The sequence below is a fragment of the Thermoplasmata archaeon genome (assembly GCA_035632695.1).
Taxonomy (GTDB): domain Archaea; phylum Thermoplasmatota; class Thermoplasmata; order RBG-16-68-12; family RBG-16-68-12; genus RBG-16-68-12.
Genome location: DASQGG010000035.1, coordinates 1 through 23,889 on the forward strand (window position 1 = coordinate 1; position 23,889 = coordinate 23,889).

25 protein-coding genes are annotated in these 23,889 nt (G+C 67.4%); 18 read left to right on the plus strand and 7 right to left on the minus strand.

All coding sequences use genetic code 11. The annotated features are described in order from the left end of the window. Positions 1 to 354: 354 nt before the first annotated feature. Complete coding sequence (locus tag VEY12_02915; protein HYM39084.1) at positions 355 to 1,077, minus strand: glycosyltransferase; 723 nt, start codon at positions 1,075 to 1,077, stop codon at positions 355 to 357. 335 nt (positions 1,078 to 1,412) lie between these two features. Further along, complete coding sequence (locus tag VEY12_02920) at positions 1,413 to 2,276, minus strand: UDP-N-acetylglucosamine--dolichyl-phosphate N-acetylglucosaminephosphotransferase (GenBank protein HYM39085.1); 864 nt, start codon at positions 2,274 to 2,276, stop codon at positions 1,413 to 1,415. Between the two features lie 249 nt (positions 2,277 to 2,525). Between VEY12_02920 and VEY12_02925 the strand changes: the two genes are divergently transcribed. The 9 genes from VEY12_02925 to VEY12_02965 all read left to right on the plus strand — a co-directional run bounded on the left by VEY12_02925 (position 2,526) and on the right by VEY12_02965 (position 9,811). Continuing rightward, a complete protein-coding gene (locus tag VEY12_02925) occupies positions 2,526 to 2,657 on the plus strand; it encodes a hypothetical protein (GenBank protein HYM39086.1) in 132 nt (43 codons plus the stop codon). Between the two features lie 53 nt (positions 2,658 to 2,710). Next, positions 2,711 to 3,295, plus strand: coding sequence for an acyltransferase (locus VEY12_02930; GenBank protein HYM39087.1), 585 nt, complete (start codon positions 2,711 to 2,713; stop codon positions 3,293 to 3,295). A 43-nt stretch (positions 3,296 to 3,338) separates the two neighbouring features. Continuing rightward, positions 3,339 to 4,439: a DegT/DnrJ/EryC1/StrS family aminotransferase gene (locus VEY12_02935; protein ID HYM39088.1), complete on the plus strand. Its 1,101-nt coding sequence runs from the start codon at positions 3,339 to 3,341 to the stop codon at positions 4,437 to 4,439. Between the two features lie 66 nt (positions 4,440 to 4,505). Beyond that, positions 4,506 to 5,699 (plus strand): zinc ribbon domain-containing protein, encoded by a 1,194-nt coding sequence (locus VEY12_02940; GenBank protein HYM39089.1) that lies wholly within the window; start codon positions 4,506 to 4,508, stop codon positions 5,697 to 5,699. 7 nt (positions 5,700 to 5,706) lie between these two features. Further along, a complete protein-coding gene (locus VEY12_02945) occupies positions 5,707 to 6,060 on the plus strand; it encodes a zinc-ribbon domain-containing protein (protein HYM39090.1) in 354 nt (117 codons plus the stop codon). Positions 6,061 to 6,132: 72 nt separating this feature from the next. Next, a complete protein-coding gene (locus VEY12_02950) occupies positions 6,133 to 6,813 on the plus strand; it encodes a hypothetical protein (protein HYM39091.1) in 681 nt (226 codons plus the stop codon). A gap of 145 nt (positions 6,814 to 6,958) precedes the next feature. Further along, entirely contained in the window at positions 6,959 to 7,375 is a 417-nt protein-coding gene (locus tag VEY12_02955) for a hypothetical protein (GenBank protein ID HYM39092.1), read from the plus strand. A gap of 59 nt (positions 7,376 to 7,434) precedes the next feature. Continuing rightward, positions 7,435 to 8,256, plus strand: coding sequence for an ABC transporter ATP-binding protein (locus VEY12_02960; protein ID HYM39093.1), 822 nt, complete (start codon positions 7,435 to 7,437; stop codon positions 8,254 to 8,256). Position 8,257: 1 nt separating this feature from the next. After that, on the plus strand, positions 8,258 to 9,811 hold the full coding sequence (locus VEY12_02965; GenBank protein ID HYM39094.1) for a hypothetical protein: 1,554 nt from the start codon (positions 8,258 to 8,260) through the stop codon (positions 9,809 to 9,811). On the opposite strand, the gene VEY12_02970 is transcribed toward VEY12_02965, so the two are convergent. Continuing rightward, entirely contained in the window at positions 9,812 to 10,153 is a 342-nt protein-coding gene (locus VEY12_02970; GenBank protein ID HYM39095.1) for a PadR family transcriptional regulator, read from the minus strand. It abuts the gene before it with no gap. 371 nt (positions 10,154 to 10,524) lie between these two features. On the opposite strand from VEY12_02970, the gene VEY12_02975 reads away from it, so the two are divergent. From VEY12_02975 to VEY12_02985, 3 genes are all read left to right on the plus strand, one after another. Continuing rightward, positions 10,525 to 11,124: a methyltransferase domain-containing protein gene (locus VEY12_02975; protein ID HYM39096.1), complete on the plus strand. Its 600-nt coding sequence runs from the start codon at positions 10,525 to 10,527 to the stop codon at positions 11,122 to 11,124. Positions 11,125 to 11,198: 74 nt separating this feature from the next. Beyond that, the gene (locus VEY12_02980) at positions 11,199 to 11,948 is read left to right on the plus strand and encodes an ABC transporter ATP-binding protein (protein ID HYM39097.1); all 750 of its coding nucleotides are present in this window, start codon (positions 11,199 to 11,201) and stop codon (positions 11,946 to 11,948) included. Positions 11,949 to 11,953: 5 nt separating this feature from the next. Next, complete coding sequence (locus tag VEY12_02985; GenBank protein HYM39098.1) at positions 11,954 to 14,893, plus strand: FtsX-like permease family protein; 2,940 nt, start codon at positions 11,954 to 11,956, stop codon at positions 14,891 to 14,893. Positions 14,894 to 14,933: 40 nt separating this feature from the next. On the opposite strand, the gene VEY12_02990 is transcribed toward VEY12_02985, so the two are convergent. Next, positions 14,934 to 15,113: a YHS domain-containing protein gene (locus VEY12_02990; GenBank protein ID HYM39099.1), complete on the minus strand. Its 180-nt coding sequence runs from the start codon at positions 15,111 to 15,113 to the stop codon at positions 14,934 to 14,936. Between the two features lie 110 nt (positions 15,114 to 15,223). Between VEY12_02990 and VEY12_02995 the strand changes: the two genes are divergently transcribed. Further along, positions 15,224 to 16,237, plus strand: coding sequence for a Gfo/Idh/MocA family oxidoreductase (locus VEY12_02995; protein HYM39100.1), 1,014 nt, complete (start codon positions 15,224 to 15,226; stop codon positions 16,235 to 16,237). On the opposite strand, the gene VEY12_03000 is transcribed toward VEY12_02995, so the two are convergent. Continuing rightward, positions 16,234 to 17,544 (minus strand): nucleotide sugar dehydrogenase, encoded by a 1,311-nt coding sequence (locus VEY12_03000; GenBank protein HYM39101.1) that lies wholly within the window; start codon positions 17,542 to 17,544, stop codon positions 16,234 to 16,236. The genes VEY12_02995 and VEY12_03000 overlap by 4 nt on opposite strands. A 55-nt stretch (positions 17,545 to 17,599) precedes the next feature. Further along, positions 17,600 to 18,562: an LD-carboxypeptidase gene (locus tag VEY12_03005; protein ID HYM39102.1), complete on the minus strand. Its 963-nt coding sequence runs from the start codon at positions 18,560 to 18,562 to the stop codon at positions 17,600 to 17,602. 140 nt (positions 18,563 to 18,702) lie between these two features. On the opposite strand from VEY12_03005, the gene wecB reads away from it, so the two are divergent. The 4 genes from wecB to VEY12_03025 all read left to right on the plus strand — a co-directional run bounded on the left by wecB (position 18,703) and on the right by VEY12_03025 (position 22,287). Continuing rightward, positions 18,703 to 19,764, plus strand: coding sequence for a UDP-N-acetylglucosamine 2-epimerase (non-hydrolyzing) (gene wecB, locus VEY12_03010; protein HYM39103.1), 1,062 nt, complete (start codon positions 18,703 to 18,705; stop codon positions 19,762 to 19,764). A gap of 43 nt (positions 19,765 to 19,807) precedes the next feature. Next, the gene (locus tag VEY12_03015) at positions 19,808 to 20,719 is read left to right on the plus strand and encodes a rhomboid family intramembrane serine protease (protein HYM39104.1); all 912 of its coding nucleotides are present in this window, start codon (positions 19,808 to 19,810) and stop codon (positions 20,717 to 20,719) included. Positions 20,720 to 20,770: 51 nt separating this feature from the next. Then, positions 20,771 to 21,373 carry an HVO_0476 family zinc finger protein gene (locus tag VEY12_03020; GenBank protein HYM39105.1) on the plus strand — a complete coding sequence of 201 codons (603 nt, stop codon included), beginning with the start codon at positions 20,771 to 20,773 and terminating at the stop codon, positions 21,371 to 21,373. Between the two features lie 224 nt (positions 21,374 to 21,597). Continuing rightward, positions 21,598 to 22,287, plus strand: coding sequence for a TraB/GumN family protein (locus tag VEY12_03025; protein ID HYM39106.1), 690 nt, complete (start codon positions 21,598 to 21,600; stop codon positions 22,285 to 22,287). On the opposite strand, the gene VEY12_03030 is transcribed toward VEY12_03025, so the two are convergent. Beyond that, on the minus strand, positions 22,275 to 22,766 hold the full coding sequence (locus VEY12_03030) for an isoprenylcysteine carboxylmethyltransferase family protein (GenBank protein HYM39107.1): 492 nt from the start codon (positions 22,764 to 22,766) through the stop codon (positions 22,275 to 22,277). The two genes, VEY12_03025 and VEY12_03030, sit on opposite strands and share 13 nt — an antisense overlap. Before the next feature lie 97 nt (positions 22,767 to 22,863). Between VEY12_03030 and priS the strand changes: the two genes are divergently transcribed. Next, positions 22,864 to 23,889: DNA primase catalytic subunit PriS (gene priS / locus VEY12_03035; GenBank protein HYM39108.1), on the plus strand; the 1,026-nt coding region annotated here is incomplete at its 3' end.

The following is a 23,889-nucleotide window of genomic DNA, read 5'->3' on the forward strand; positions in this document are numbered from 1 at the left end:
TGGGCGCCATGTTGGAGACGGTACGACCCTACTCCTGGAGCGAGCTAGGTCCTCGGATTGTCGACGTCTACAAACAGCTTCAACGCCCAAGTTGATTGAGGGAGCTTGGGGAGCTTTGGTGGCTCGGTCGTGCAGCTCGTGCCCGGATCCAGATTTATTGGAGCCCCGAGGAGGCGCTCGATGAGAAGGTTTCATGTTAACGAAATCGGACCGACGAGGTCATGCTGGCTTTCGGGGATTCCGTGATCCGGTGTCTCTGCGAGCTGCGATCGCAATGGAATCTAGAATCCGTTTGACGTGCAGCGATGGATGAGGAGCGTGACTCCACCCGGTGCAACCAAGGTGTGCCTGTTCTCAGGCGGGCGGTGCATTCTGATTCTTCTGACTAGTAAGCCGGTCAAGAAACTCTGCAATCACCTGAGATTCCTCAGCGCCAGCAAGGTTCAACGCGCTTGGGCGATTCAGACCTGCTCGATCGACGGCTGATGGAATATCGGCAGGATTGTCTGCGACGAAGATCCAACCGAGGGAGGCGAGATGATTCGCCAGCTCCAGATCACTGTGGTAGATCAGCTCGCCGATATCGGACCTCCGCGGGACCACGATCGTTGGCTTCCCTGCACGCAGTGCGTCGCCGATACTGCCGGCTCCATCGTGCGTAATCACGAGGTCACAATTCCGAATCTGTTGGAGTAACTGATCATGAGGAATGTAGCGCTCGGATCTGTAGTTTCGCGGGCGATATGTCGAATCGCCGATTTGTGCGAAGACGCGAGGCGATAGCTTGTCTTGTTCAATAAGACAGTCCAATTCCCGAAGAAGCCGATTGAATCCTCTCTCACTGGTGCCTGTCAGGACGATGATGGAGGGATTGGTCGGTGGACGGCTCCTCGCACCATCCCCCCGCATCGGCGGAGTTACGACTATGGCGTGCGGATACGCCGCCCGAAGGGATGGCCAGGGAACGATGGTGAGATCACACCAGTGTCGTATGATTCGGCCAGTGAGAGAGGGACCACTGACCCGCGCCAGGCTCTCCATAAAGACAACTGGGATTCCCAAGCAAGCCGCGAGCATCAAGATCGAGAACACGTCACCAGCACCAGTGCTGACTACGACGTCTGGTCTTTCTTGAAGAACTATCCTCAGACTCTGGAGGAAGTTCAGGACCAGGTTTGCGGGGTTTCTGGCAACACGTCTCACATACCTCTTCCTCACCGTCAGAAGCGTGGATCGGGCATGAGGCGAGGCCACCGTCACCAAGACTCTCTCACAGCGATCGTACGCGCTGATGAGCGTTTCGAGTTCTGCTAGATGCCCGCCAGGTGTGGCAGCTAGACACACACGCAACACTTTCCGCTGCTCGCCGTTCGAGCCCTGTTGCGCGGATGAGGCGAACGTCTTGCTTCGCGTTAGGACCAGAATGCCACCACCACGAGAACAGCAGCGCAGAGGATCGCCTCTACGCTCCAGAGAATCGCAACTACCCGCCACTCTTCCATCGGGCGGTGTCTCATCACGATGTGAGTAAGAGATTCGACGCTTCCTTCGTGATGGAGCTTACCATCTGAGCCGAGCCTGCCGAAGTTCTCTCCTCGAAACCCAAGTCGTGCCTTGAGGACGAATTCGGCAATCATGGGGAGGAAGAGCAGGGCTGCAAGCGTCTTCATCGACGGGGAGGACACAATCGCCGCGGCTGCGATAGTGGCGCCAGCGAACAAGGTCATCGAATCGCCCGGGAACACACGCGCCGGAAACCTGTTGTACCAGAGGAACGCAAGCAGACTGCCCAGAAGCGGGAACAGAAGAAAGGCGCCCTCGCTCGACCCTATGAGACTTGAGAGCGCGATCATCGTGGTGGTCATGATGATCATCAGACCGGTTCCCAGTCCGTTTAGCCCTTCGAGCATGTTCGCTGCATTGGCCGCGCTGGTAATCCCAGTCGCCACGGCGACGACCATAATGACCCCAATGTTCAGGCCCAGCAGGTAGACATCCCCAGTTTGGTAAACCGCTGCACCTAGCGGTAGGGCGAGGATGAACGGAAGGAGGGCCTTCGTCCGCTTCCGCAGCCCGAACATGTCGTCCAAGAGGCCCACGACTCCTGCTCCGAGGGAGGCGAGCAGCGCGGCGTAGAAGTACGGCCTAGCCGGAGCGTCGGCGGGGTCTGAGAATACGACAAGTATCGTGACCCCGATGTAGAAACCGAGCATGACGCCGAGGCCGCCCATCTCGGGCACGAGAGGCTTGTCCGGCTTGTTGAGGTCCTTCCCCACGGCCGTGGTTCCTCGCAGGCTCCTAATGAGCCACGGTAGGAACAGGTAAGTGGCCAGGAACGCGGCGATAGCCGAGGCTACGAGGTACCTCAGGAGCGTTCGACCACCGCCTCGCCCATCCCCTCAAGCACCTATTTTTCCCTATAGACGATATTCTGCCCTCTGATAACGCTCCGGGTGGTGCAGATGTATCATCCGCGATAGCGGCGCGACAAGCTTCTTAACCCTCATGGCGAACGACAGCCATCGATGCACGTAGAGAAGATCCGGACCGCGTACATGCCCTCGTTCCGCCTCGAGCCGCGAGAGGTCCTGATTCTGATGAGCTTCGTCGGCGTCGCCGCCTACCTTCTCGGCTTCATCATCGGCATCATGAAGTAGGCCCCTCTTGGCTCGCAAAGTTACTTGTGTGTCTACCGCGCATCCCGAGCCCGATGGGCACCAGGATTCATCCAACCGCCGAGGTCTCCCCGCAAGCCTTCGTCGGCGATGGCACCTCGATCTGGCACTGGGCCCAGGTCCGCGAGGGCGCGCGGATCGGCGCCCGCTGCAACGTAGGCAAGGATGTCTACATCGACAAGGATGTCGTCGTGGGCGACGACTGCAAGATCCAGAACTTCGCCACCTTGTACCGTGGCCTGACGGTCGGTGACCGCGTGTTCATCGGCCCCCACGCCTGCTTTACGAACGACACGTACCCACGCGCAGTCAGCCGCGATTGGCAGGTCATTCCGACGAAGGTCGAGGATGGCGCTTCCATCGGCGCGAACGCCACGATTCTGTGCGGCCTATCGATCGGTCGGCACGCGATGGTGGCGGCCGGAGCCGTCGTCACCAAGGACGTCCCGGCCCACGCCCTCGTGGCCGGCGTCCCCGCGAAGGTGGTCGGCTGGGTGTGCGAGTGCGGCCGACCCCTGGACCGCGCGATGCGGTGCGCCCGCGATGGCCGCACGTACCCCGAGCTCCGCCCGAGAAGGGCCAGACCCGCGAAGCCTCGTTCCGCCCGCCGCCGGCCGTGAGCGGCGAAGCTTCATAGCCCCCTCCCCCGTTGCGCGCCTTCGCATGATCCCGATCGCCCGGCCGCAGCTCGGCGAGGACGAGCTCGCGGCGGTCAAGGAGGTCCTGGAGTCCGGGCGCCTCGTCCAAGGCCCCAAGGTGGAGGCGTTCGAGAAGGCCTTCGCGGCCTACCTGGGCCGCAAGCACGGGATCGCCGTGGCCAGCGGCACCGCGGCGCTCCAGGTCGCCCTCCTCGCGCACAAGATCGGCAAGGGCGCCGAGGTCGTGATCCCGCCCCTCACGTTCTTCGCGTCCGCCTCGACCGTCCTCCAGGCGGGCGCCGTCCCCGTGTTCGCGGACGTCGATCGGGCGTCGTACAACCTGGACCCGTCCAAGCTCGCCGCCCAGGTCACGCGCAAGACGAAGGCGGTCATGCCCGTCCACCTGTACGGCCAGACCGTGGACATGGACCCCGTGCTCGAGGTCGCCCGGGAGCACGGCGCGGTCGTCCTCGAGGACGCGTGCCAGGCCCACGGCGCGGAGTACAAGGGCCGCAAGGCGGGCCACCTCGGCGATTCCGCGTGCTTCTCGTTCTACGCGACGAAGAACATGACGACCGGCGAGGGGGGCATGGTCGTCACGGACGACGACGCCGTGGCGGAGCGCGCGCGCCTCCTCCGGGACCACGGGCAGACGGCGAAGTACATCCACGCGACGCTCGGGTACAACCTGCGGATGACCGAGATCGCCGCGGCGATCGGCCTCGTCCAGCTGCGCAAGCTGGAGGGCTGGGTCCGGCGGCGCCGGGCGAACGCGAAGGCCCTGACGAAAGGCCTCGGAGGCATCGCAGGTCTCGTGCCGCCCGCGGAGGGCAACTGGATGGTCCACGCGTACTACCAGTACATCGTCCGCGCGGAGCCGTCCTTCCGGCTGCGCCGGGATGCGATCGTGGAGCGGTTGACGGAGGCGGGCGTGGGCTCGCGCGCCTCGTACTCCATGGCCCTCTACAAGCAGCCCGCCCTGAAGGGGTTGCGGCTGCGGAGCCGCTGCCCGGTCGCGGAGGACGTCGTGGGCCGTCTGTTCGAGCTCCCCGTCCATCCCGGCGTGGGCGCCGCGGACCTGGAGACGATCGTGGCCGCCGTGGAGCGCCTCGCGGCGCCCGCGTGAGCGAAGCGAAAGGAGAAAAGATTCAAGCCCTCGCCCGCCGAGTGGCCGTGCCGGAGGCAGGGGCGCGTGATCTGCCCGACGTGCGGCACGACGAACAGCGACGAGGCGCTGTTCTGCAAGTATTGTGGCTTCGACTTGTCCAAGGCTCCGAGGCCCGCGCCCGCGGCCCCGACCCCGGCGGCGCCGGCCGCCCCCCCGGCCCCGTTCGCACCGCCCGCGGCGGTCGTGCCCCGCCCCGCGCCGGTCCGCACGTGGTGGCACGGGATCGGCGTGTTCGCGATCGTGGCGATCGCCCTGCTCGTGCTGGACCTGGGCGCGAACGGGCGCGTGACCTGGTCCTTCGTCGGCATCCTCTCCGCGGCGTTCATCGTGGGCGGGGTCATGATCCTCCAGTTCCTCGCCGTGGCGGACCGCCGCGACCGTCGGCCGTTCGTGGCGGGCGCGGTCCTCCTCATCGCCGCGGTCCTGCTCCTGCCCGTGGCGGTCGCCTTGCAGAGCACGGCCACGTTCACGGACACGTACACGGTCCCGGCGCGGGCGGGGATCAGCTCCCTAGACCTGTCCGTCTCGGACGACGTCGGGCATGTGACCGTGGGGTTCGCCTCGAACCCGGGCTACCTGCTCCAGGCCCAGGTGACCCACCTGGGTGGCCTCTTCTCGAGCCACTACCCCGGGGACGTGGTCGTGTCCAACGCGACGAACGGGAACGAGGTCGCGTTCAGCGTGGCCGCGAAGGGCGTGCAGGGGCTCTTCTTCCTGGGCGGCCACGACATCGTCGTGACCGTGTCGGCCGGCGTGGCCGTGGGCATGCGGCTCGCGTCCACGACGGGGGACATCGACGTCGTCGTCCCGGAGGGCGTCGTCGTGTCCGGCGCGGGGATCTTCGCGAACGTGACCACGGGGAGCGTGCACCTGACGGCCACGAACGCGGTGTACGCCGCGGGAGCGTCCCTCCAGGGCCGCTCGACCACGGGCAGCGTGTCCCTCGGGATCACCCAGACCGTGGCCCACGCGGGCACCGTGGCGATCGTGGGCACCTCGACCACGGGCACGGTGACGTTCACGTTCACGCGCGGGAACGGGGTCGCGGCCCAGGTGTCCTCCGCGGTGACCACGGGCAGCGTGAACCCGGACCCGTCCAAGTACACGGGGGCGTCCAACGCCCTCCTCTACGCCCCGGACGCGTCGACGTACGGCACCGCGACCATGCAGTTCACGGTGACCCTGGCCTCGACGACGGGGAGCATTGACCTGAGGTGAACGGAGCATGTACTGCAGCCGGTGCGGCGCTCGGAACGACGAGGATGCGAAGTTCTGCGAGAAGTGCGGTGCGGACCTGGCCACGATGCCCAGGCCGAGCGTCACCGGCGCCCCGCCCCGGGCCCCCGTAGGCCCGCCGCTCCCGCCCATGCCGCCCATGGTGTACCCGCCGGCGAGGCCGCATCTCTGGTGGTATCCCATCGGCGTGTGGGTCATCCTCGCGGGGTTCTTCGCGTTCATCGACGTCGCGACGACCCACGCGATCACGTGGAGCATCTGGCCCATCGGGATCCTGGGGATCTTCATGGTCGGATTCCCCCTGCTCCACCTGGTCGAGGAGCGGGCGGGTCGGCCCCGCTGATTCCGCCGCGCCGGTTCGAAGGGCAAAGGGCGAAATGGGGCCGGCGGCTCTCTCGCGCACGGCGACGTGGCGATGATGGATCCCAGGGACTTCTCGGTCCGCCTCCAGGAGGGCGCGGCCCACGAGCGGCGGCTCGAATGGGAGACCGCGGACGGGCTGTACGCGCGCCTCCTGGATGACCTGGGCCCCGTGGCGGCGGACGACCGCACGGGACGCCGGCTCCGCGCCCTGGCCCGGCTGCGCCGGGCGAACGCGCTGATGGAGCTCGCGCGGTGGGACGAGGCCCGGGGGGCCCTGGACGGGGCCTTGGACGACGCCCATGCGAGCGCCGACGAGGACGTGATCGCGCAGGCCCTCCTCGCCGCGGGCGTGTACGCGGCGAACCGCCAGGACACCGCGCGGGCGGAAGCCTTCCTGATGGACGCGCTGGAACGGTACCACCGCCGCAACGACCGCGTCTCCCTGCAAGGCCGCGGGTGGGCGTTCCTGAACCTCGCCTCGCTGTACGGGAAGACGGGACGGCTCGACCTCGCGTTCGTCACATTCACGAAGGCGCAGGACGTCCTCGGGGCGGCGCAGGACTGGGCGGGCGTTGCCGCGGCGTGGGAGGCGCAAGCCCAGCTCCGCCGGGCGATCCAGGACGAGGACCGTTGGCGGGACGATCTCGCGGAGGCCGTCGTGTTCTACGACCGCGCCGGGATGAAGGAGAAGGCAGACCGGCTCCGCGGCCTCCTCGGCCGGCGGCTCGTCTGAGGGCGGAGACCGTAGGAATCCCACGAGGGTCCCGTGCAAGTCAACCTTAAACAAGGTTGATTTCTACACCTGGCCGAGGCCGCCGCGGTGGTACGTATTGCAGGCACCGAGGGTTGAAGGCGGCCTGCTCCCGTCGTGCGTCCGCATGGAGGACGCGGTCTACTTCGCGAACGTCCTGCGGTCCCGGGAGTGCTCCGTGTGCGGCGCGGACCGCAAGGCCGCCTCCGTCCTCGCGATCACCCAGTGCGCCGTCTGCGGCACGTCCCTGGACGACGGCCACGCGATCCTCGCGATCGCGAAGGATGCCGCGAAGGCCACATGCTCGTATGCGTGCCTCGAGGTCGTCCTCCACGAGGGCCTCGCGGGCGGGACGTCCTGTCCCGGTTGCGGCAGCGACTGGGCCCAGGCCGCCCCCCACGAACGGGCGTGCCGGACGTGTGCGAAGCCGCTCGCCTTCGACGCCGGCTACGTGGGCCTGTGGCAGGGCGGCCGCGTCCTCACGTTCTGCGGCCTCGCCTGCCTCGAGATGCACGACGAGCGCGTGAACCCCTTCTGCGGCTGAGCTCGCGAAATCACACCTCAGCCTTCATAGGCTACGGCGGCTTGGTAGGCACGACCCGCATGGCGCAGCCCGCGTTCACGACCTTCCGCGGCGATCCCGTCCTGAACATCCAAAACCTCTGGAAGTCGTACGACGACAAGCCCGCGCTCCAGGGCCTCTACCTCGCCACGTACTACGGGGAGATCTTCGGCCTCATCGGGCCCAACGGCGCGGGGAAGACGACGACGATCAAGATCCTCGTGGGCCTCCTGCGCCCCGAGGCGGGGGAGGTCCGCCTCTTCGGGGAGGACATCCTCCGCGACCCGATCTCCTACAAGTCCAAGATCGGCTACATGCCCGAGGCGCCCACCCTGCCGGAGTACCTCACACCCACGGAGTTCCTGGGCTACGTGGCGCGCGTGCGGAACCTGCCGCGGGCCGAGATCGCTCCGCGCACCGCGGAGCTCCTTCGCATGTACGACCTCTCCGCGAAGGCGGACGACACGATCGCCTCCCTCTCCAAGGGGATGAAGGCGAAGCTCGCGTTCGCCGCGGCCACGATCCACAAGCCCTCGTTCCTGATCCTGGACGAGCCCATGATCGGGATCGATCCCGCGGGCCAGCACCTGCTCAAGGAGCAGCTCGTGGCCATGGCCAAGGCGGGCGGTACGGTCCTCGTGTCCACCCACCAGCTCGACACCGCGGAGCGCCTCTGCAATCGGGTCGCGATCATCCACCGCGGGCGGAACGTGGCCACGGGGGACCTGGCGACCCTCCGGTCCCAGGCCCACGCGGGCGAGCAAGGCTCCCTGGAGGAGATCTTCCTCAAGCTCACGGAGGAGGCCGGTCTCCCGGAGCCCGAGGTGCGGCGCCGCCGCGGGTTCCTCTCGCGCCGGAGGTAGGATGTCCCGCGTCTGGCCGCTCCTCGTGTACAAGATCCGTTTCTTCTTCGGCCCCGCGCTCCGGGGGCGGCTCGGCCCCCTCGCCTACATCGGCCTGATCCTCCTGTTCCTCCCGTCCGGGTACGCGATCGGCCTCGCGATCGGGCATGGCATCCTGAACGCGCCGGCGGCCCAGCGGGCCTCCATCCTCAGCGGCCCGCTGAACCTGATTCTGGCGATTGGCTTCCTGTACTCCGTCTTCAGCGGCGTCACGGCCCACGTGTCCGAGTTCGACTTCTTCATGACCGGGGACATCCGGCCGCGGGAGTACCTCCTCGCGGACCTGATGTTCCAGTTCTTCACCCTGTCCGGCGCGGGCGGCCTCGCGTCCGTCGTCGCGGCGTTCGGCATCGTGGCCTCCTTCGGACGGCCCCTGGTGACCGTGCTTCCCATGGTCCTCTGCCTGTTCGCCTTCGCGCTCGTCGTCCTCATGATCATCCAGATCGTCGTCGTGTTCACGGTCCGCTACCCGAAGCGGCACGTGCGCTCCGCGGCGATCGTCCTGTTCTTCCTCGCGCTCCTTCCCGCCGCCTCCCTCGCGTACCCCGGCTTCCCCCTCCACCTCCAGGACCTCCCGCTTCCCACGACCGCGTTCGGGACCCTCGGGTACGACGTGCTCGTCGGCATCTCCCTGGACCCCGCGAACCTCGCGGTCGCCCTCGTGACCGTCGCGGCGGTCGTCGGGCTCTGGGTCGCGGTTTCCGACACGTACATCTTCCACGGGATCCACCCGAGCCTCTCCGCGGGGTTCGGCCAGGTCGACATGGCGGCTCGGATGGCTCAGCAGCGGCGGATGACCGCGGGGTTCGGGAAGCTCACGACGGGCATCACCGTGCGGACGGACCGTGGGAACGACACGAGCTACATGACCCGGTACCATCTCCTGCGGATCGTGCGGGACGGGAGCATCGTGTTCATCGCGCTCTTCGGGATCATCTCCCTCATGCCCGTGTCCTTCTCGAGCGCGTCCCTATCCTCCGCGGAGCAGGCGCCCGTCGCCTACCTGGCGACCCAGATGCTCACCTTCCTGGTCGCGGTGCTCGCGCTGAACTGGTCCTACTACGAGCGGGAGAACCTCTGGATCGTGGTCACCGCGGCCCGCTCGCCCGCGCCGTACTTCCGCGGTCTCCTGGTCTCGTTCATGGTCCTGGGCCTCATCATCGCGGGCATCTTCGCGGTGTTCGTCGTCGAGACCACCCCGGGTTTCGTGCCGCTCAATCAACTCGCGATCCCCATCGGCGCCGCGGTCGCATCCGCGCTCGTCTCGACCGCGCTCCTCACGCGGCTCAAGGTGCAGCCCTCCGCGTTCTCCCTGTCCATGCTCGCGATCCTCGTGGCCGCCGTGGTCTCGGGGTACATGAGCGGGTTCTTCGTCCAGACGCTCCTCCTCATCGGCGCCCTCGCCATCGGAATGGACGTGATCGCGCAGGCCGTCCTCCTCGCGGCCTACTGCGGTGCCCTCGCCGCCGTGGGCCTATGGTGGGTGAGCCGTCTCGCCGCGGGCTTCCGCCTGTGATCAGATCCGACCCGCGCGGAAGTCGTCCACGACATCCGCGTAGGCCTGGACGAAATAGCGGGCGGCGTCCCGGAGGCCCGCGCGGCCGTCCCGGGTGAGATGGTAGACCTTCGTGCCGCCCTTCCCCTGGGGCTTGATCAGCCCTTCCTCCTGGAGGGCCTTCAGGGCGGGGTAGATCGTGCCCGGCGTCGGGCGGTCGAAGCGGCGCTTCGTGAGTTCCGAGGCGATCTGGGAGCCGTACATGGGCTTCTTGCCAAGCAGGAACAGGATGGAGAAGCTTAGGTAGCCGCGCATGTCGCAGCAGGCGGGGGGCGGGCAGCACTCGACCGTTGGGAGTTCCATCGGCGCCCCTATGGCGCGAGAGGGAGATAAGGGTGTTGGACGTCCAATTATTGGGCATACGATACTATCATATACCCCCGCGGCGATTGGGTATCGGGCGTCCGATAACGCCCAGGAACCGAACATGTTCGGACCCATGGAGGCAATCGTGCGGGCGAAGATGGCGGAGCGAGCGCGGGCGACGACCCGGGGTGCGCAGTACCAAGAGTGGTGCCGCATCGAGTGCCCGGGATGCGCGGGGGAAACCCGGAATGGGTGAGCTCGAAGTTCGCCGGAAGGTCCGCGCGCACTACGCCGCGGCGGCCGATACCGGCTGCGCGTCGAGTTCGGGCGCCTGTTGTGGTGCCGCCGACGTCCCGGCACGTGCCCGCATGGCCGAGTCCGACCGTGGCTTGCCGCGGCTGGGCGTCGGGGATCCCATGGAGGCGCTTGGGCTCGAGGCAGGCGAAGTGGTCCTGGACCTCGGGAGCGGACCCGGGCGCGATGTCCTCTTCGCCGCGGAACAAGTGGGGCGTCGGGGTCAGGCCATCGGCGTGGACGCCACGCCCGAAATGGTGTTTCGTGCGCGCGAGGCGGCGGCGTCCCTCCGCCGCACGAATGCGGAGTTCCGCCTCGGCGAGATCGAGCATCTGCCCATCGAGTCGGGGACCGTGGACGCGATTGCGTCCGACTGCGTGATCAACCTGTCCCCGGACAAGGCCCAGGTGTTCCGCGAAGCGTTCCGCGTGCTGAAGCCCGGGGGCCGGATCGTGGTCTCCGACGTGGTCGCGGACCGCGAGCTTCCGTCCAAGATGCAGCAGGACACGGAACGGTGGGCCGCCTGCGAGGCGGGCGCGGTGACCCGGGCCGAGTACGTCGCCCTGATGCGGAGGGCCGGGTTCGACCGCATCCGCACCGAGCGCAAGGGTGCCTATCGCGCAGGTCTCTCCCGGGCCCTCGTGCGCGGCGTGAAGCCCCACGCGTCGACGTAAGGTCAGGGAAATCCGGCAACAGACTCATATACAGCCCCGCCGTCCAGACGCTTCGGTGTGCCCGAGGGAACGCCATGGCGACCGAAGTAGTGCCGGAGAACGGATCGAACGGGGTCTCGGCCCCGAAGGACGACCGGATCGTCGTCGCCCGCAAGCTCACGAAGATCTACGACAGCGGCGAGATCGAGGTCCGCGCCCTCCGCGGGGTGGACCTCGACGTCCGCAAGGGCGAGATGGTCGCGGTCATGGGGCCGTCCGGCTGCGGCAAGACCACGCTCCTGAACTGCCTCTCCGGGATTGACGAGTTCAATGGCGGGGAGGTCTGGGTCGCCGGGCACCGGCTCTCCAAGATGGGCGACAATGAGAAGACCGACTTCCGCGCGATGAAGATGGGCTTCATCTTCCAGAACTACAACCTCCTGCCCGTGTTGAAGTCCGTGGAGAACGTGGAGCTGCCGCTCCTCGTGCGGGGCGACGATCCCAAAGGGTCCCGCAAGAAGGCGCTCGCCGCCCTCGAGGCCGTCGGGCTCCACGACGAGGCGAACAAGAAGCCCGCGGAGCTGAGCGGCGGTCAGCAGCAGCGCGTGTCCATCGCCCGCGCCCTTGTCAACGAGCCCGACATCGTCTTCGGGGACGAGCCCACGGGGAACCTGGACTCGGAGACCACGCGCGACGTCCTCGACGTGATGAAGCGCTTGCACAGGGAGAAGCGGCTGACGTTCATCATCGTCACCCACGACGCTACGGTCGGCAACTCGACGGAGCGCGTGATCCTCATGCGGAACGGCCAGATCCTGAAATCCTTCAAGCCCGCCGGCATGTGAACGCCATGGCCCTGGACCCCGTCGTCGCACTGACCGTCCTCGTGGCCCTCGTGGTCCTCGTCCTCCTGGTCTGGACCGGCCGGAAGCGCTTCCCGCTCCGGATCGGCATGGGCAACTTCTTCCGCCGGAAGACGCAGGTGGCCATCGTCGTCGCGGGGCTCCTCGTGGGCACGGCGATCATCTCCTCCTCGTACGTGATCCAGTCGACCTTCGATTTCACGATCCGAAGCTCCGTCTTCCACTCCCTTGACTACATCGACGAGGTCATCTACCTGCCCGCCACGGACGGGAGCCGCCTGCCGTTCAACGCGAGCGCGTTCGACAGCCTCCATGCCGCCCTCGACAATCGCTCCATGCCCGCGGTCGCGGGCCTCGCGCCGCGGTACCAGGTCACCGCGAGCGCCTTCGACAACAACACGCAGCTCCTGGAGCCGAGCGCGGGGCTGATCGGGTTCAGCGCCGCGTACGACCTCGGGAGCTTCGTCCGACCGGACGGCTCGTCCTGGGATGGGTCCGGCATCACGGCGACGCAGGTCATCGTGAACCAAGCCTTCGTGAACGACACGGAGGCCAAGGTTGGCGACACGCTCCTCGTCTTTGCGGGATCGTCGGGACGTCCGCTCCCGCTCACGGTCGACGCGGTCGTCCTCGACTCGGGCCGCGGCGCCTACAACGGGAATCCGAACCTCTTCGTCCCCCTCGCGACCGTGCAGGCCGCGCTGCAGCAGCCGGGCAAGATCAACGTGATCACCGTCGCCAACGTCGGGGGTCCGACCCAGGGCTACCTGAAGACCGGGGAGGTGGATGCCCAGTTGACCCCTCGCCTTCCCGCGGGCGTGGGCTTGACGATCTCCAACGTGAAATCGGACCAGGCGGACCAGGCGGGACAGAACGTTCAGCAGTTGAGCCAGATCTTCCTGCTTCTCGGTTCCTTCACGATCGTTGCGGGCGTCCTGCTGATCATCAACATCTTCGTCATGCTCGCGGAGGAGCGCAAGGGCGAGATGGGCGTCTCCCGCGCGCTCGGGATGCGGCGCTCCCATCTCGTGCAGAGCTTCGTCGCCGAGGGCCTCGCGTACGCGCTCCTGTCCGCTGCGGTGGGCACACTGGTCGGCCTCCTCTTGGCGGGCGTCATCCTCTGGGCCTTCACGCTCGTCTTCCCGGCGCGGCTCTTCGGCGGCGTGACGTTCATCCTCACGTGGACGCCGCTCGACCTGATCCGCGGCTTCGCCATCGGCTTCCTGATCACGATGGGCACGATCCTCCTGGCCTCGTGGAGGGTCTCCAAGCTGAACATCGTCCGGGCGATCCGGGACATCCCGGAGCCCGTGGAGCACCGCTCGACCCGGCCGCAGCTCGCCCTGGGTGTCCTCCTGACCCTGGCCGGGGCCTTCGCGACGTTCGAAGCCTTCCGGCGGCAGGACGTCCTCTACCAGGACCTCGGTCCCTCGAGCCTGGCCATCGGCCTGGCGATCCTCCTCCGGAACGTCGTGTCGCCGCGGGTCGCCTTCTCCGCGGCGGGGATCTTCCTCCTGGTCTGGCTCCTGTACCCGTACAAGCCGATCTCCCCGACGGGCGCGGACATCTCCGTGTTCGTGGCCGCGGGCCTCCTGATGATCTTCGGCGCCCTCCTCCTGGTCATGTTCAACAGCGAGGTGCTCCTGTGGTTCGCGTCCCGCATCGGACGCGGCCGCACGTGGCGCCCCGTGGTCCGCACGGCGGTCGCGTACCCGATGAACAAGAAGTTCCGGACGGGCACGACCCTCGCGACGATCGCCCTGATCATGTTCACGATCGCCACGATGTCCGGCATCCAGACGATCGTCGGGACGAGCATCACGACCACGGTGATCCGCCAGAGCGGCGGGTACGACCTGATCGCCCAGACGAACCCCGCGATCCCCAAGGACAACTTCTGGTCCCTGTACAACGTCTCCACCCTGCCGCAGAACGTCTCCGAGGTCCACGGTCTCTCCTGGGCGCGGATCCGGACGTCCTTCAACGCATCCGATGGCGGTGCCCTCCACAACACGAGCCTCCTCGGCGTCCCGTCCGAATGGGTCGCGGCCTCGATCCCGCTTGAGCTGCAGGCCCTAGACCCGAACTACACCTCCGCCCAGCAGGCCTGGTCCGCCCTGGAGACGGACCCCCACGTCGCGATCGCGGACGGGAGCGTCGTCCCGGGCGGGGCCGCCGCCGGGTTCGGGGGCGGCGGGTTCTTCACGTACTCCGCAAAGGTCGGGGACACCCTGTACTTCCGGAACGCCACGGGCTCCCCCGACCACGTTCGGATCATCGGCATCCTGTACGAGCAGTTCGTGCCCGGCCTCTTCGTGGGCTGGAACGTGGTCGCCTCGGGGTTCGCCGTGCCGCTTCCCGGCGGCCTGATCCACCCCGTGAACTATCCGAGCATCTTCTACGTGAAGGTGAAGGCGGGGGTGGACACGGGGGCGGTGGCCCACGAGTTCGAGCGCACGTTCCTCCCGTACCAGATGATCGCGTTCGATCTCCATTCCCTGATCAGCCAGATCACGGACGTGATCAGCGGCGTGTTCAACCTCCTGGAGGCGTACCTCGCCCTGGGCTTGATCGTCGGCATTGCGGGCCTCGGGGTAATCACCATGCGGAACGTGGTCGAACGTCGGACGGAGACGGGCGCGCTGCGGGCCCTGGGGTTCCGCAAGTCCATGATCCTCCGGTCCTTCCTCCTGGAACTCGGATTCATCTCCGGGACGGGCATCGTCATCGGGGACGTCCTCGGGGTCGCCCTGTCCTACGACATCTACCTGAAGTTCTTCGCGGACCTCGGCTCGTACGCGGTCCCGTGGGAGCGCATCCTCCTGCTCAGCGTGATCGCGTTCATCGGGGCGGTCGTCGCCACGGCGAGCCCCGCCATCCGCGCCGCCCGGATGCCTCCGGCGGAGGCCCTGCGCAGCTACGAGTGAGGACCGCCCGGATGCCCAGGCGGCATTGTCGCAATCCGGCCTAGTACACGGCTTCCTTCTGGCGACGCTCGAGGGTGAGTTCGCGGTAGTGCTCCGGCTTGCGGTCGAACGCGAGCTGGCACTCCTCGGAGCAGAAATAGTACGGCGTGCCCTTGTACCAGATCATCCAGTACGCGTTGTGCGGGTTGATTGGCTTCTCGCACACGGGGTCGACGGCCATGGTGACAGGGCCTTCGGCGTGACGAACACGCGGCGCGATATGAAGCCTTCGCTCGGAGCGTCTCCGGCCGCGCGTTTATATCCCGGCCACGGATACGCGCGGACGTGGCCATGAAGGTCGGCGTGATCGGCGTGGGCTCCATGGGCCAGAACCACGCTCGGGTCTACGCGGAGATCGCGGACCTCATGGGGATCGCGGACCCCGACGTGAAAGCGGGCGGCGCGCTCCTGGAGCGCCTCCCCGTCCGGAACTACTTCCCCGACTACCGCAGCCTGCTCAAGGAGGACGTCGACGCCGTGAGCATCTGCGTGCCCACGGGCCTCCATGCGAAGATCGCCCTGGACACGATCCGCGCGGGCGTTAACCTGCTCGTCGAGAAGCCCCTCGCGCCCACGGTCGCCGCCGCGAAGAAGATCGTCGAGGCCGCGGACCGCGCGGGCGTGACCCTCGCGGTCGGCCACGTGGAGCGGCACAACCCCGCAATCGCCCTCGTGAAGCGTCAGCTCGAGGCGGGCGACTACGGCAACCTGATCACGGTCTCCGCGCGCCGCGTGAGCTCCTTCCCGACCCGGGTCCGCGACATCGGCGTGATCCTGGACCTCGGGGTGCACGACATCGACGTGATGCGGTACCTGGTCGACTCGCCCGTGCGGGATGTGTTCGCCCTCTCGGGCCGTCGCCTCCACGAGCGCTTCGAGGACCACGCGAACATCCTCCTCCGCTTCGAGGACGGCGTCCACGGCTTCCTCGAGGTGAACTGGCTCACGCCGACCAAGGTGCGGCACCTCGCCCTCACGTGCCAGAAGAGCTTCGTCGAGGTGGACTACACGGACCAGAGCGTGACCGTGAGCTCGAGCACGCTTGGGGAGCTGGACTCCTTCAACCTGTACCAGATCCCCCTGGAGAACCACGTGCGGCGCATCCACGTCCGCAAGGAGGAGCCCCTCCGCCGGGAGCTCGTCGACTTCCTGGCTGCCGCGAAGGCGCACCGGGCCCCGCTCGTCACGGGCCAGGATGCGATCGAGACGCTCCGGGTCGTCGAGGCCGCCATGCTCTCCCACCGGCTGCGAAGGGCCGTCGCCCTGGGTCGGGCGGCGCGACGCAAGGCCGCCGCGGCCTCCTAGAACTCGCCCTTTCCGATGCCGCGGTACACGAACCCCGCCTGGATGACCTCGGGCCCGCGGAACACGTTGCGTCCGTCCACGAGGACCCGCCGTCGCAGCAGGCGGCCGAGCCGCTTCAGGTCCAGCTTCCGGTACGCGGTGTGTGCCGTGACGATCGCGACGGCGTCCGCCTTCCGCACGGTCGCCTCGAGGTCCCGGAGGATCGTGAAGCCATGCTCCGTGCGCGCGTAGGGATCGTGGATGACCACATCGGCCCCGCGGCGGCGGAGGTCTCGGATGATCGGGATCGCAGGGGAGTTCCGCGCGTCGTCCGTGTCCTCGCGGTACGCGAAGCCGAGGACCGCGACCCGCGCCCCCTTCAAGCGACGGCCCGAGGCCACGAGGGCCTCGTCCACGAGCTGGACCATGCGGCGTGGCATGTAGTCGTTCACGGATCGCGCGATCGGGATCAGTTCGGGCTTCGTATTGATCGCGGGCTGGACGAGGAGCCAGGGGTCTTTGGGGATGCAATGCCCGCCCACGCCGGTCCCCGGGAAGAGCATGGCCCGATACGGGCACGTGTTGACCAGTTCCCGCACGCGGTATGCGTCCACGCCGAGCTCCTCGGAGATCAGCGCGACCTCGTTCGCGAAGGCGATCTGGACGTCCCAGTATGCGTTCTCGGCGGTCTTCGCGACCTCCGCCGTGGTCCAGTCCGTCTCGTGCAGCTCTCCCTGGACGAACCGTGCATAGAACGCTCGGGCCTTCCGTGCCCCCCTCGGATCCGATACGCCGAGCACCCGGGGTAGGGCCGTCAGGTTGTGCAGGAGTTTCCCGGCGGTGAGGCGCTCGGGGCAGTGGACCAGGTGCAGATCCCGCCCCACCTGCTTGCCCGACGCGCGCTCAAGGGCAGGGCGGACGACCTTCTTCATGGTGCCGGGCGAGAGCGTGGACTCGATGGACACCAAGGCGCCCGCCTTCAGGTGGGGCCCGATCCCCGCGATCGCGGCCTTCAGGGCGCGGTAGACGGGGTCGTGGCTCACGGGGTCGATCGGCGTCTCCACGGCCACGACGACCACGTCCGCGCTGCGGAGCGCGGCGTAGTCCGTGGTGGCCTCGAGTCGCTTGGCCGCGACCTGGGCCTTCACGAGTTCCGAGAGTCCGGGTTCCCGCCCTCGCAACGGATTCCGACCGCGGTTGATCGCGTGGATCTTCTTCGGATCGATGTCCACGCCGACGACGTGCACGCCGGTCGCGGCGACGGCGGCGGCCACGGGCACGCCGACGTAGCCCAGCCCGACCACCGCGGCTCGCACGGGCGCGCGCATGCCGGGCTCTCTTGATAAAGGTTTCAGCAACGACCGTTCCGACGGAGGCGCGGGCTCAGTCGAGCGCGGACTCCGTGATCGTCAGGCTCGGCCGGTCGGCGTCCACCGTGGCCCGAACACCGACGGGCAACGGATGGTTCCACTTTCCGTGGCCGACGCAGAGGCCGGTGAACGACGGCGCGCTCGCCCGATGCAGATGGTCCGCGAGCACCTCCTCCAGGCTCGGCTGGGCCTCTTCGCGCTTCGCGAACTTGGAGAACTGGCCCACCGCGATGCCCGCGGGCTCCCGCAGCTTGCCCGCGAGCTCGAACGCGGTCAGCTCGTATTCCACGTAGTACTCCGAGATGTGGACGTCCTCGAAGAACAGGATGCGGCCCTTCGTGTCGACTTCGAACGGGGAGCCGAGGGTGTGCGTCATCATGGACAGGTTCCCGCCGATCGTGAGGCCGCTCGCCTTGCCGCCCCTGATCGTGCGGAGGAGCATCCCCTCGGGCGGATTCCGGATCTCGCCCCAGGGTTCCGTGGACGACAGGAGCTTGAGCGCCTTGTCCAGGTTCGTCGGGTCGGGCTTGCCCTTCTCCGCGTCGGGCTCGTCGGCTCCCACGGACTCCACGCCGGGTCCGTGAATCGTCACGAGGCCGGCCTTCTGGTGGAAGGTCACGTGAAGCGTCGTGATGTCCGAATAGCCCATGAAGATCTTCGGATGGTCGCGGACCACGTCGAAGTCCAGGAGCGGAAGGATGCGCATCGTGCCGTAGCCGCCGCGGGAGCAGATCACGGCGTCCACCTTGTCGTCGCGGAACACATCCATGAGTTCCTTGGCCCGCATCGCGTCCGTCGCGGAGACCATGCCTTGTCGCGTGAGCCGCCGCGTGCACTCGCCGAGGACGACCTTGTATCCCTTCTTTCGCAGGTACGAGACGCCCTGGCCCAGGCCGAAGGGCTCCGCGAAGCTCGCCGGGCTGACGACCGCGATTGTGGCACCCCGCCGCAGGTGCGCCGGCTTTTGCCGCTGCATCGCGCGCGGGAACGCAGTCGTCCGCATAACGTCATCGGCACCGCCCGATGCCGCGTCCTTGCGTCTGTCTCGGTGCGCGTTGTGCGCGGTCCCCGAGGGTGACAGAATCTTCTTATCCCATGCGGTCGGTCCGCGGCGTCGTGAAGGTCGCCAGCGTGGTCGGGGCGAGGCCGCAGTTCATCAAGGCGGCCCCCGTGAGCCGAGAGATCCGCGAGCACAACGAAGAGGTGCTCATCCACACGGGCCAGCACTACGACGAGAACATGAGCGACGTGTTCTTCCAGGTCCTCGAGATCCCTGCGCCGGACTACAACCTCGAGGTCGGCTCGGGGAGCCACGCGTGGCAGACCGCAGAGATGATGAAGCGGCTCGAGGAGGTCCTCGTCAAGGAGAAGCCCGATTTCGTCCTCGTGTACGGGGACACGAACTCGACCATCGCGGGCGCTCTGACCGCGGCCAAGTCCGGCCTCCCCCTGGGCCACGTGGAGGGCGGTCTGCGGTCCTACAACCGCACGATGCCCGAGGAGGTCAACCGCGTGGTCACGGATCACCTGTCCACCCTGATCTTCTGCCCCACGCAGACCGCCGTCGACAACCTCGGGCGGGAGGGTGTCACCCGCGGCGTCCATCTGGTCGGCGATGTGATGTACGACGTGGCGCTCCAGATGGCGCAGCCCGCGAGGGCCCGCGGCGCGGCGAAGCGCCTCGGACTCACCCCGGGCGACTACATCCTCGTCACGATCCACCGCCCCTCGAACGCGGACAACCGGGACACGTTGGCGGGGATCGTGGAGGCCTTGGCCGGGTGCGGCCGCACGGTCGTCTTCCCCGTGCACCCGCGGACCAAGAAGAACCTGCAGGCGTTCGGGCTGTGGGACGAACTCGCCGCGAAGGTCAGAATCCTGCCGCCCGTGGACTACCTGGACTTCCTCGGCTTGCTCATCGAGGCGGGGAAGGTCGTCACGGACAGCGGCGGCGTCCAGAAGGAGGCGTACTTCTTCGGGATTCCCTGCATCACGGTCCGCGACGAGACGGAGTGGATCGAGACCGTGGAGGACGGCTGGAACGCGCTCGTGGGCACGGAGCCCGAGGACATCCTCCACGCGATCGAGCACTTCAATCCCACGGGCACGAAGTCGAAGAGCTTCGGGGACGGGCACGCCGCGGAGCGCATCGCGCAGATCATCGACAAGTCCTTCTGAGCCGCCCGCGCAGGCTTAAGCCCAGGTGGGGGATGCGCGCCCCGTGGCCTTCGGAGGCGTCTCCGATCCGCTCTCCTACGTCGCGGTGGCGGTCATCGTCGCGGCGATCCTTTACTCGTTCTGGAGGAAGGCCCTCCTCACGTTCACGATCACCGTGGCTTGCGTGGTCGTGTTCGGCCTGGAGGTCGTGTCGGAGAGCGCGATCCTCGACGACCTTGCGCTCTTCCACGTCGCGGCGCCGTTCGGACTCTTCTCCCCGCCGTGGACGTACGTGACCTACCAGTTCCTCCACTTCGGCATTAGCCACCTCCTGTTCAACATCCTCGCCCTGATGCTCATCGCGCCTCCGTTCGAAGACCGGATCGGCTCGCTTCGGTTCGGCGTGCTCTACTTCGTCGGAGGCATCGTCGGCGGCGCGGGCTTCCTGCTGATCTACTTCTCCCAATCCATCAGCCTCGTCGGCGCGTCCGCGAGCATCTCCGCCGTGTTCGGCGCCTACGGTCGCCTGTATCCGCGGGACCGGCTCACGCTCTTCTTCCCGCTTCCCGGACTCCCGACGTTCCGGGTCATCGACGTGGTCATCGCCTTCCTCCTCCTCGAGACCGTCCTCGGATTTGTGGGTCGCTTGTTCGGTCCCCTTTCGGGCATCGCCTGGCTGGCCCATGTGATCGCGATGGCCTTCGGGTTCGCGGCGGCGCCCCTCGTGATGCGGATTCCATCGAAGCGGCAGCGGCCCCTGAAGAAGATCGCGTTCGCGTCGTGGCAGGCGCTCGCGACGACGCCCGAGCTCCGCGGGATCCTCGAGGAGGCCCAGCGCGCCGACTTGCCCGAGATCCGAGACGCCTGGATAGAGAAGTTTGTCCGGGCGATGCGCTGCCCCCGGTGCGGCGGGCCTGTCAAGCGGTCCTTCGGCCGCCTCACGAGTCCTTGCGGTTGGAAGGCGAAGATCGAGTGAGCCCTCGCCGGGGCGCAATCCTTTTGGCCCACGGTTCGCTTTTCGCGAGCGATGGCGGCGCCGAGCGCCCTCGTTCTTCACTGTGACACGTGCGGGGACACCCCACACCGCGTGCTGCGCGGCAAGGTCACAGGCAAGGACGAGGTGGTCTTCGAGGGCGTCGTGAAGTGCTCCCAGTGCGGACAGGTCCGGTCCGTGGTGACGCGGGAGCCCAGGCCCATCCAGGTGCCCCTCGTGATCAGCTTCCTGGAGTCCTCGGAACGCACATCGCTCGAGTTCGCGCCGGACGAGGAGATCGAACTCGGTCAGGAGCTCGAGCTCGGCGACACGCGGCTCAAGGTGACCGCGATCGAGGTGAAGGGACGGCGCCTGGACGGCGCGCGCGCCAAGGAGGTGACGACGTTGTGGGCCAAGCGGACGGACCGGGTCCGGGTCAAGTTCAGTGTGAACATGGGGAACCGGACCGTGCCCCACGACGTCCTCGCGAGCCCCGACGAGGAGTTCGAGGTCGGGGACATCGTCGATCTCGGACGGGCGCGGGCCGTGGTCCATCACATCCGCACGCAGCAGCGCACCGTTCACGACGGCCGCGTCCGGGCGGACGAGATTGTGCGGATGTACGGGCGTGTGGTGCGGGAGCGAACGTCACGGTGATCGAATGACTGCAGCTCGCCGTCACCCTGTCTCGAAATCCTCCGCGAGACCGATTCCGGAGGATCCGGTCTCGCCCCTTCAGAGACGCCGTGGAGGACCGATCCGGCGACCTGTTCGGGGTCGCAAGGCGGTCCCCCTCCCGCGCCGGCGGCGAGAGGACAGATGGCCGCGTCGACGTTTGTCCGCAAAAGGTTAAGGTCCATGGAACGCTGGTGTCCGCTTCGGTGATCACCCTTCTCGGCGTCGGCCATGTGTTCGACCTGGAGGCGTCCATCCGGAGGGCGATCCAGCGGCGCGCCCCGAAGGTCGTCGCCCTCGAACTCGACCCGGCGCGATTCGCCTACCTGATGAACCGCACGCCACGGACGCCGCGCCCCTCCGTGTTCAGCCTGCTCGCGCAGTTCCAGTCCCGGATCGCGGAGCAGTATGGTGTCCACGTCGGCGATGAGATGGTCGCGGCCGCGAAGGTCGCTCGCGAGGTCGGGTCCGAGGTCGCCCTGATCGACCAGGACTCCCGCATCACGTTGACCCGGGCGTGGCAGTCCATGTCCTTCCCCGAGCGCGTGCGGCTCGTCGTCTTTGCCCTGAGCGGTCTCTTCGTCCGGCGGAAGCGGGTGGAGGCCGAGCTCGACCGCTTCTACGAGGACGAGCGCGGGTACCTCGAGCAATTCGCCAAGGAGCTGCCCACGGTCAAGCGCGTGCTCATCGACGAGCGAGACCGGCACATGGCCGACGCGCTCCGCGCCCTCCATGCGGCCAAGGGGGAGGTCGTCGCCGTCGTGGGCGACGGGCACGTGGACGGCCTCGGCCGGCTGCTCCAGGATGTGCCCCTCGAGATCGTTCGCCTCCGGGAACTCCAGCAGCCCCTCCCGCCCGGGAGCTCCGCGTCCGCGAGCATCTCCTACCGCCTCTGACGGGGCCGCCGGGGGATCCATCGCGGGACCGCGTCCCGGTACCGCCGGTACGCGTCCCCGTACCGGCGTTCCAGGGTTCGCTCCTCGATTCGGACGATGAATTGGACCGGCACGCCGAGGAGGAGGACGAGGACCACCGCGGCCGGCGACGCGACCAGGAGCGCCACGCCGAGAGAGGCCAGAGCGTGGGAGAGGATGATGGGATTGCGCGTCCAGGCAAACGGGCCTTGGGTCACGAGCCTCCGCGGCGGAACGAGCGGGTTGGGCGTCCCCCCACCCGTCCGCACGAAGAGGAGGAAGCACCACGCGCTCCCGCCGGCGCCCAGGGCTAGGGGCGCGATTCCCACGACGCGTCCAAGGTCCGGGATCGGCGGCCAGTGCAGGCGTGCATCCAAGGCGAGACCGACCCAGGGAACCCCCGCGTACAGCGCGAGGAAGAGAACCACGCTTTCGAGCCAGGCCGCCGCGCGGCTCGTCACGGAGCGAGGGAGGCCGGGCCCGGTATTTCCGCGTTCGGTGACGACCCCGATTCGCGGGCCTCCGAGGAACCCTTAAGGGGGCCGCCGCGTTCGCACGATGGTCATGGTGGTGGCGGAGGCGGACCCGGCGAAGGAGGCCACGGCCCACTGGCTGCGGTCCCAGTTCCGGAGCTACTACGCCTCGACGAAGCGGATCCTGCCCGACCGATTCGGGCGCCGCGAGTTCGGGTTCATGTTCTTCAACAGCACGATGGTCATTCGCCACGAGGGGTTCGCGCTGGAACAGGAGCTCAACGATTTCCTCGTCTCGAAAGCGCCGGCACACGCCTATTACTCGTCCGCATACTACGAAAAGCCGAACGCGAAGACGATGGAGGAGAAGGGCTGGCTCGGGGCCGACCTCATCTTCGACCTCGACGCAGACCACCTCCCCAACGCGAAGTCCATGACGTACGCGGAGATGCTCGAGGCGATCCGTCAGAGGATCATCAAGCTCTATGACGACTTCCTCAAGGCGGACTTTGGATTCGCCGAGGACCACATGCGCCTCGTGTTCTCCGGCGGCCGCGGCTACCACATCCACGTGTTCGACAAGCGGGTGTGGGCCCTCGGGAGCCATGAGCGCCGGGAGATCGTGGACTGGGTCACTGGGAAAGGCTACGATGTCAATTCCGCGTTCAAGGAAACGGCGTTCGACAGCCGGGAGTACCAAGGTCACAAGACCGTGAAGAAGATGGTTGTCAGTCCACCCACAGACGCTCCCGGTTGGGCCGGGAAGATCGCCCGCGGCATGCTGCAGCTGGCTCGAACGCTTGAACCGATGAAACCCGAGGAGGCAATCGCCTTTCTGGGCTCGTTCGAGGGAATCTCGGAGAATGCTGCGACCAATCTGTACTCCAATCTGTACAAGAAGCGAGGAACGCCTCCCCGTCAAGTTCGGGGCGTGGACCTATTGCTCAAGGGAGGACCCATTGAGGTGCTCACCGACGCGAACCGCGACACCCTCATTGGCATCGTGGTTCAACTCCAGCAGGTGAAGCTCGACCAACAGGCGGGCGTCGCCCTCGACGGAATCGTCCAACGCGGCGACACGGACGAGCCCGTGACCACGGACATCAAGCGG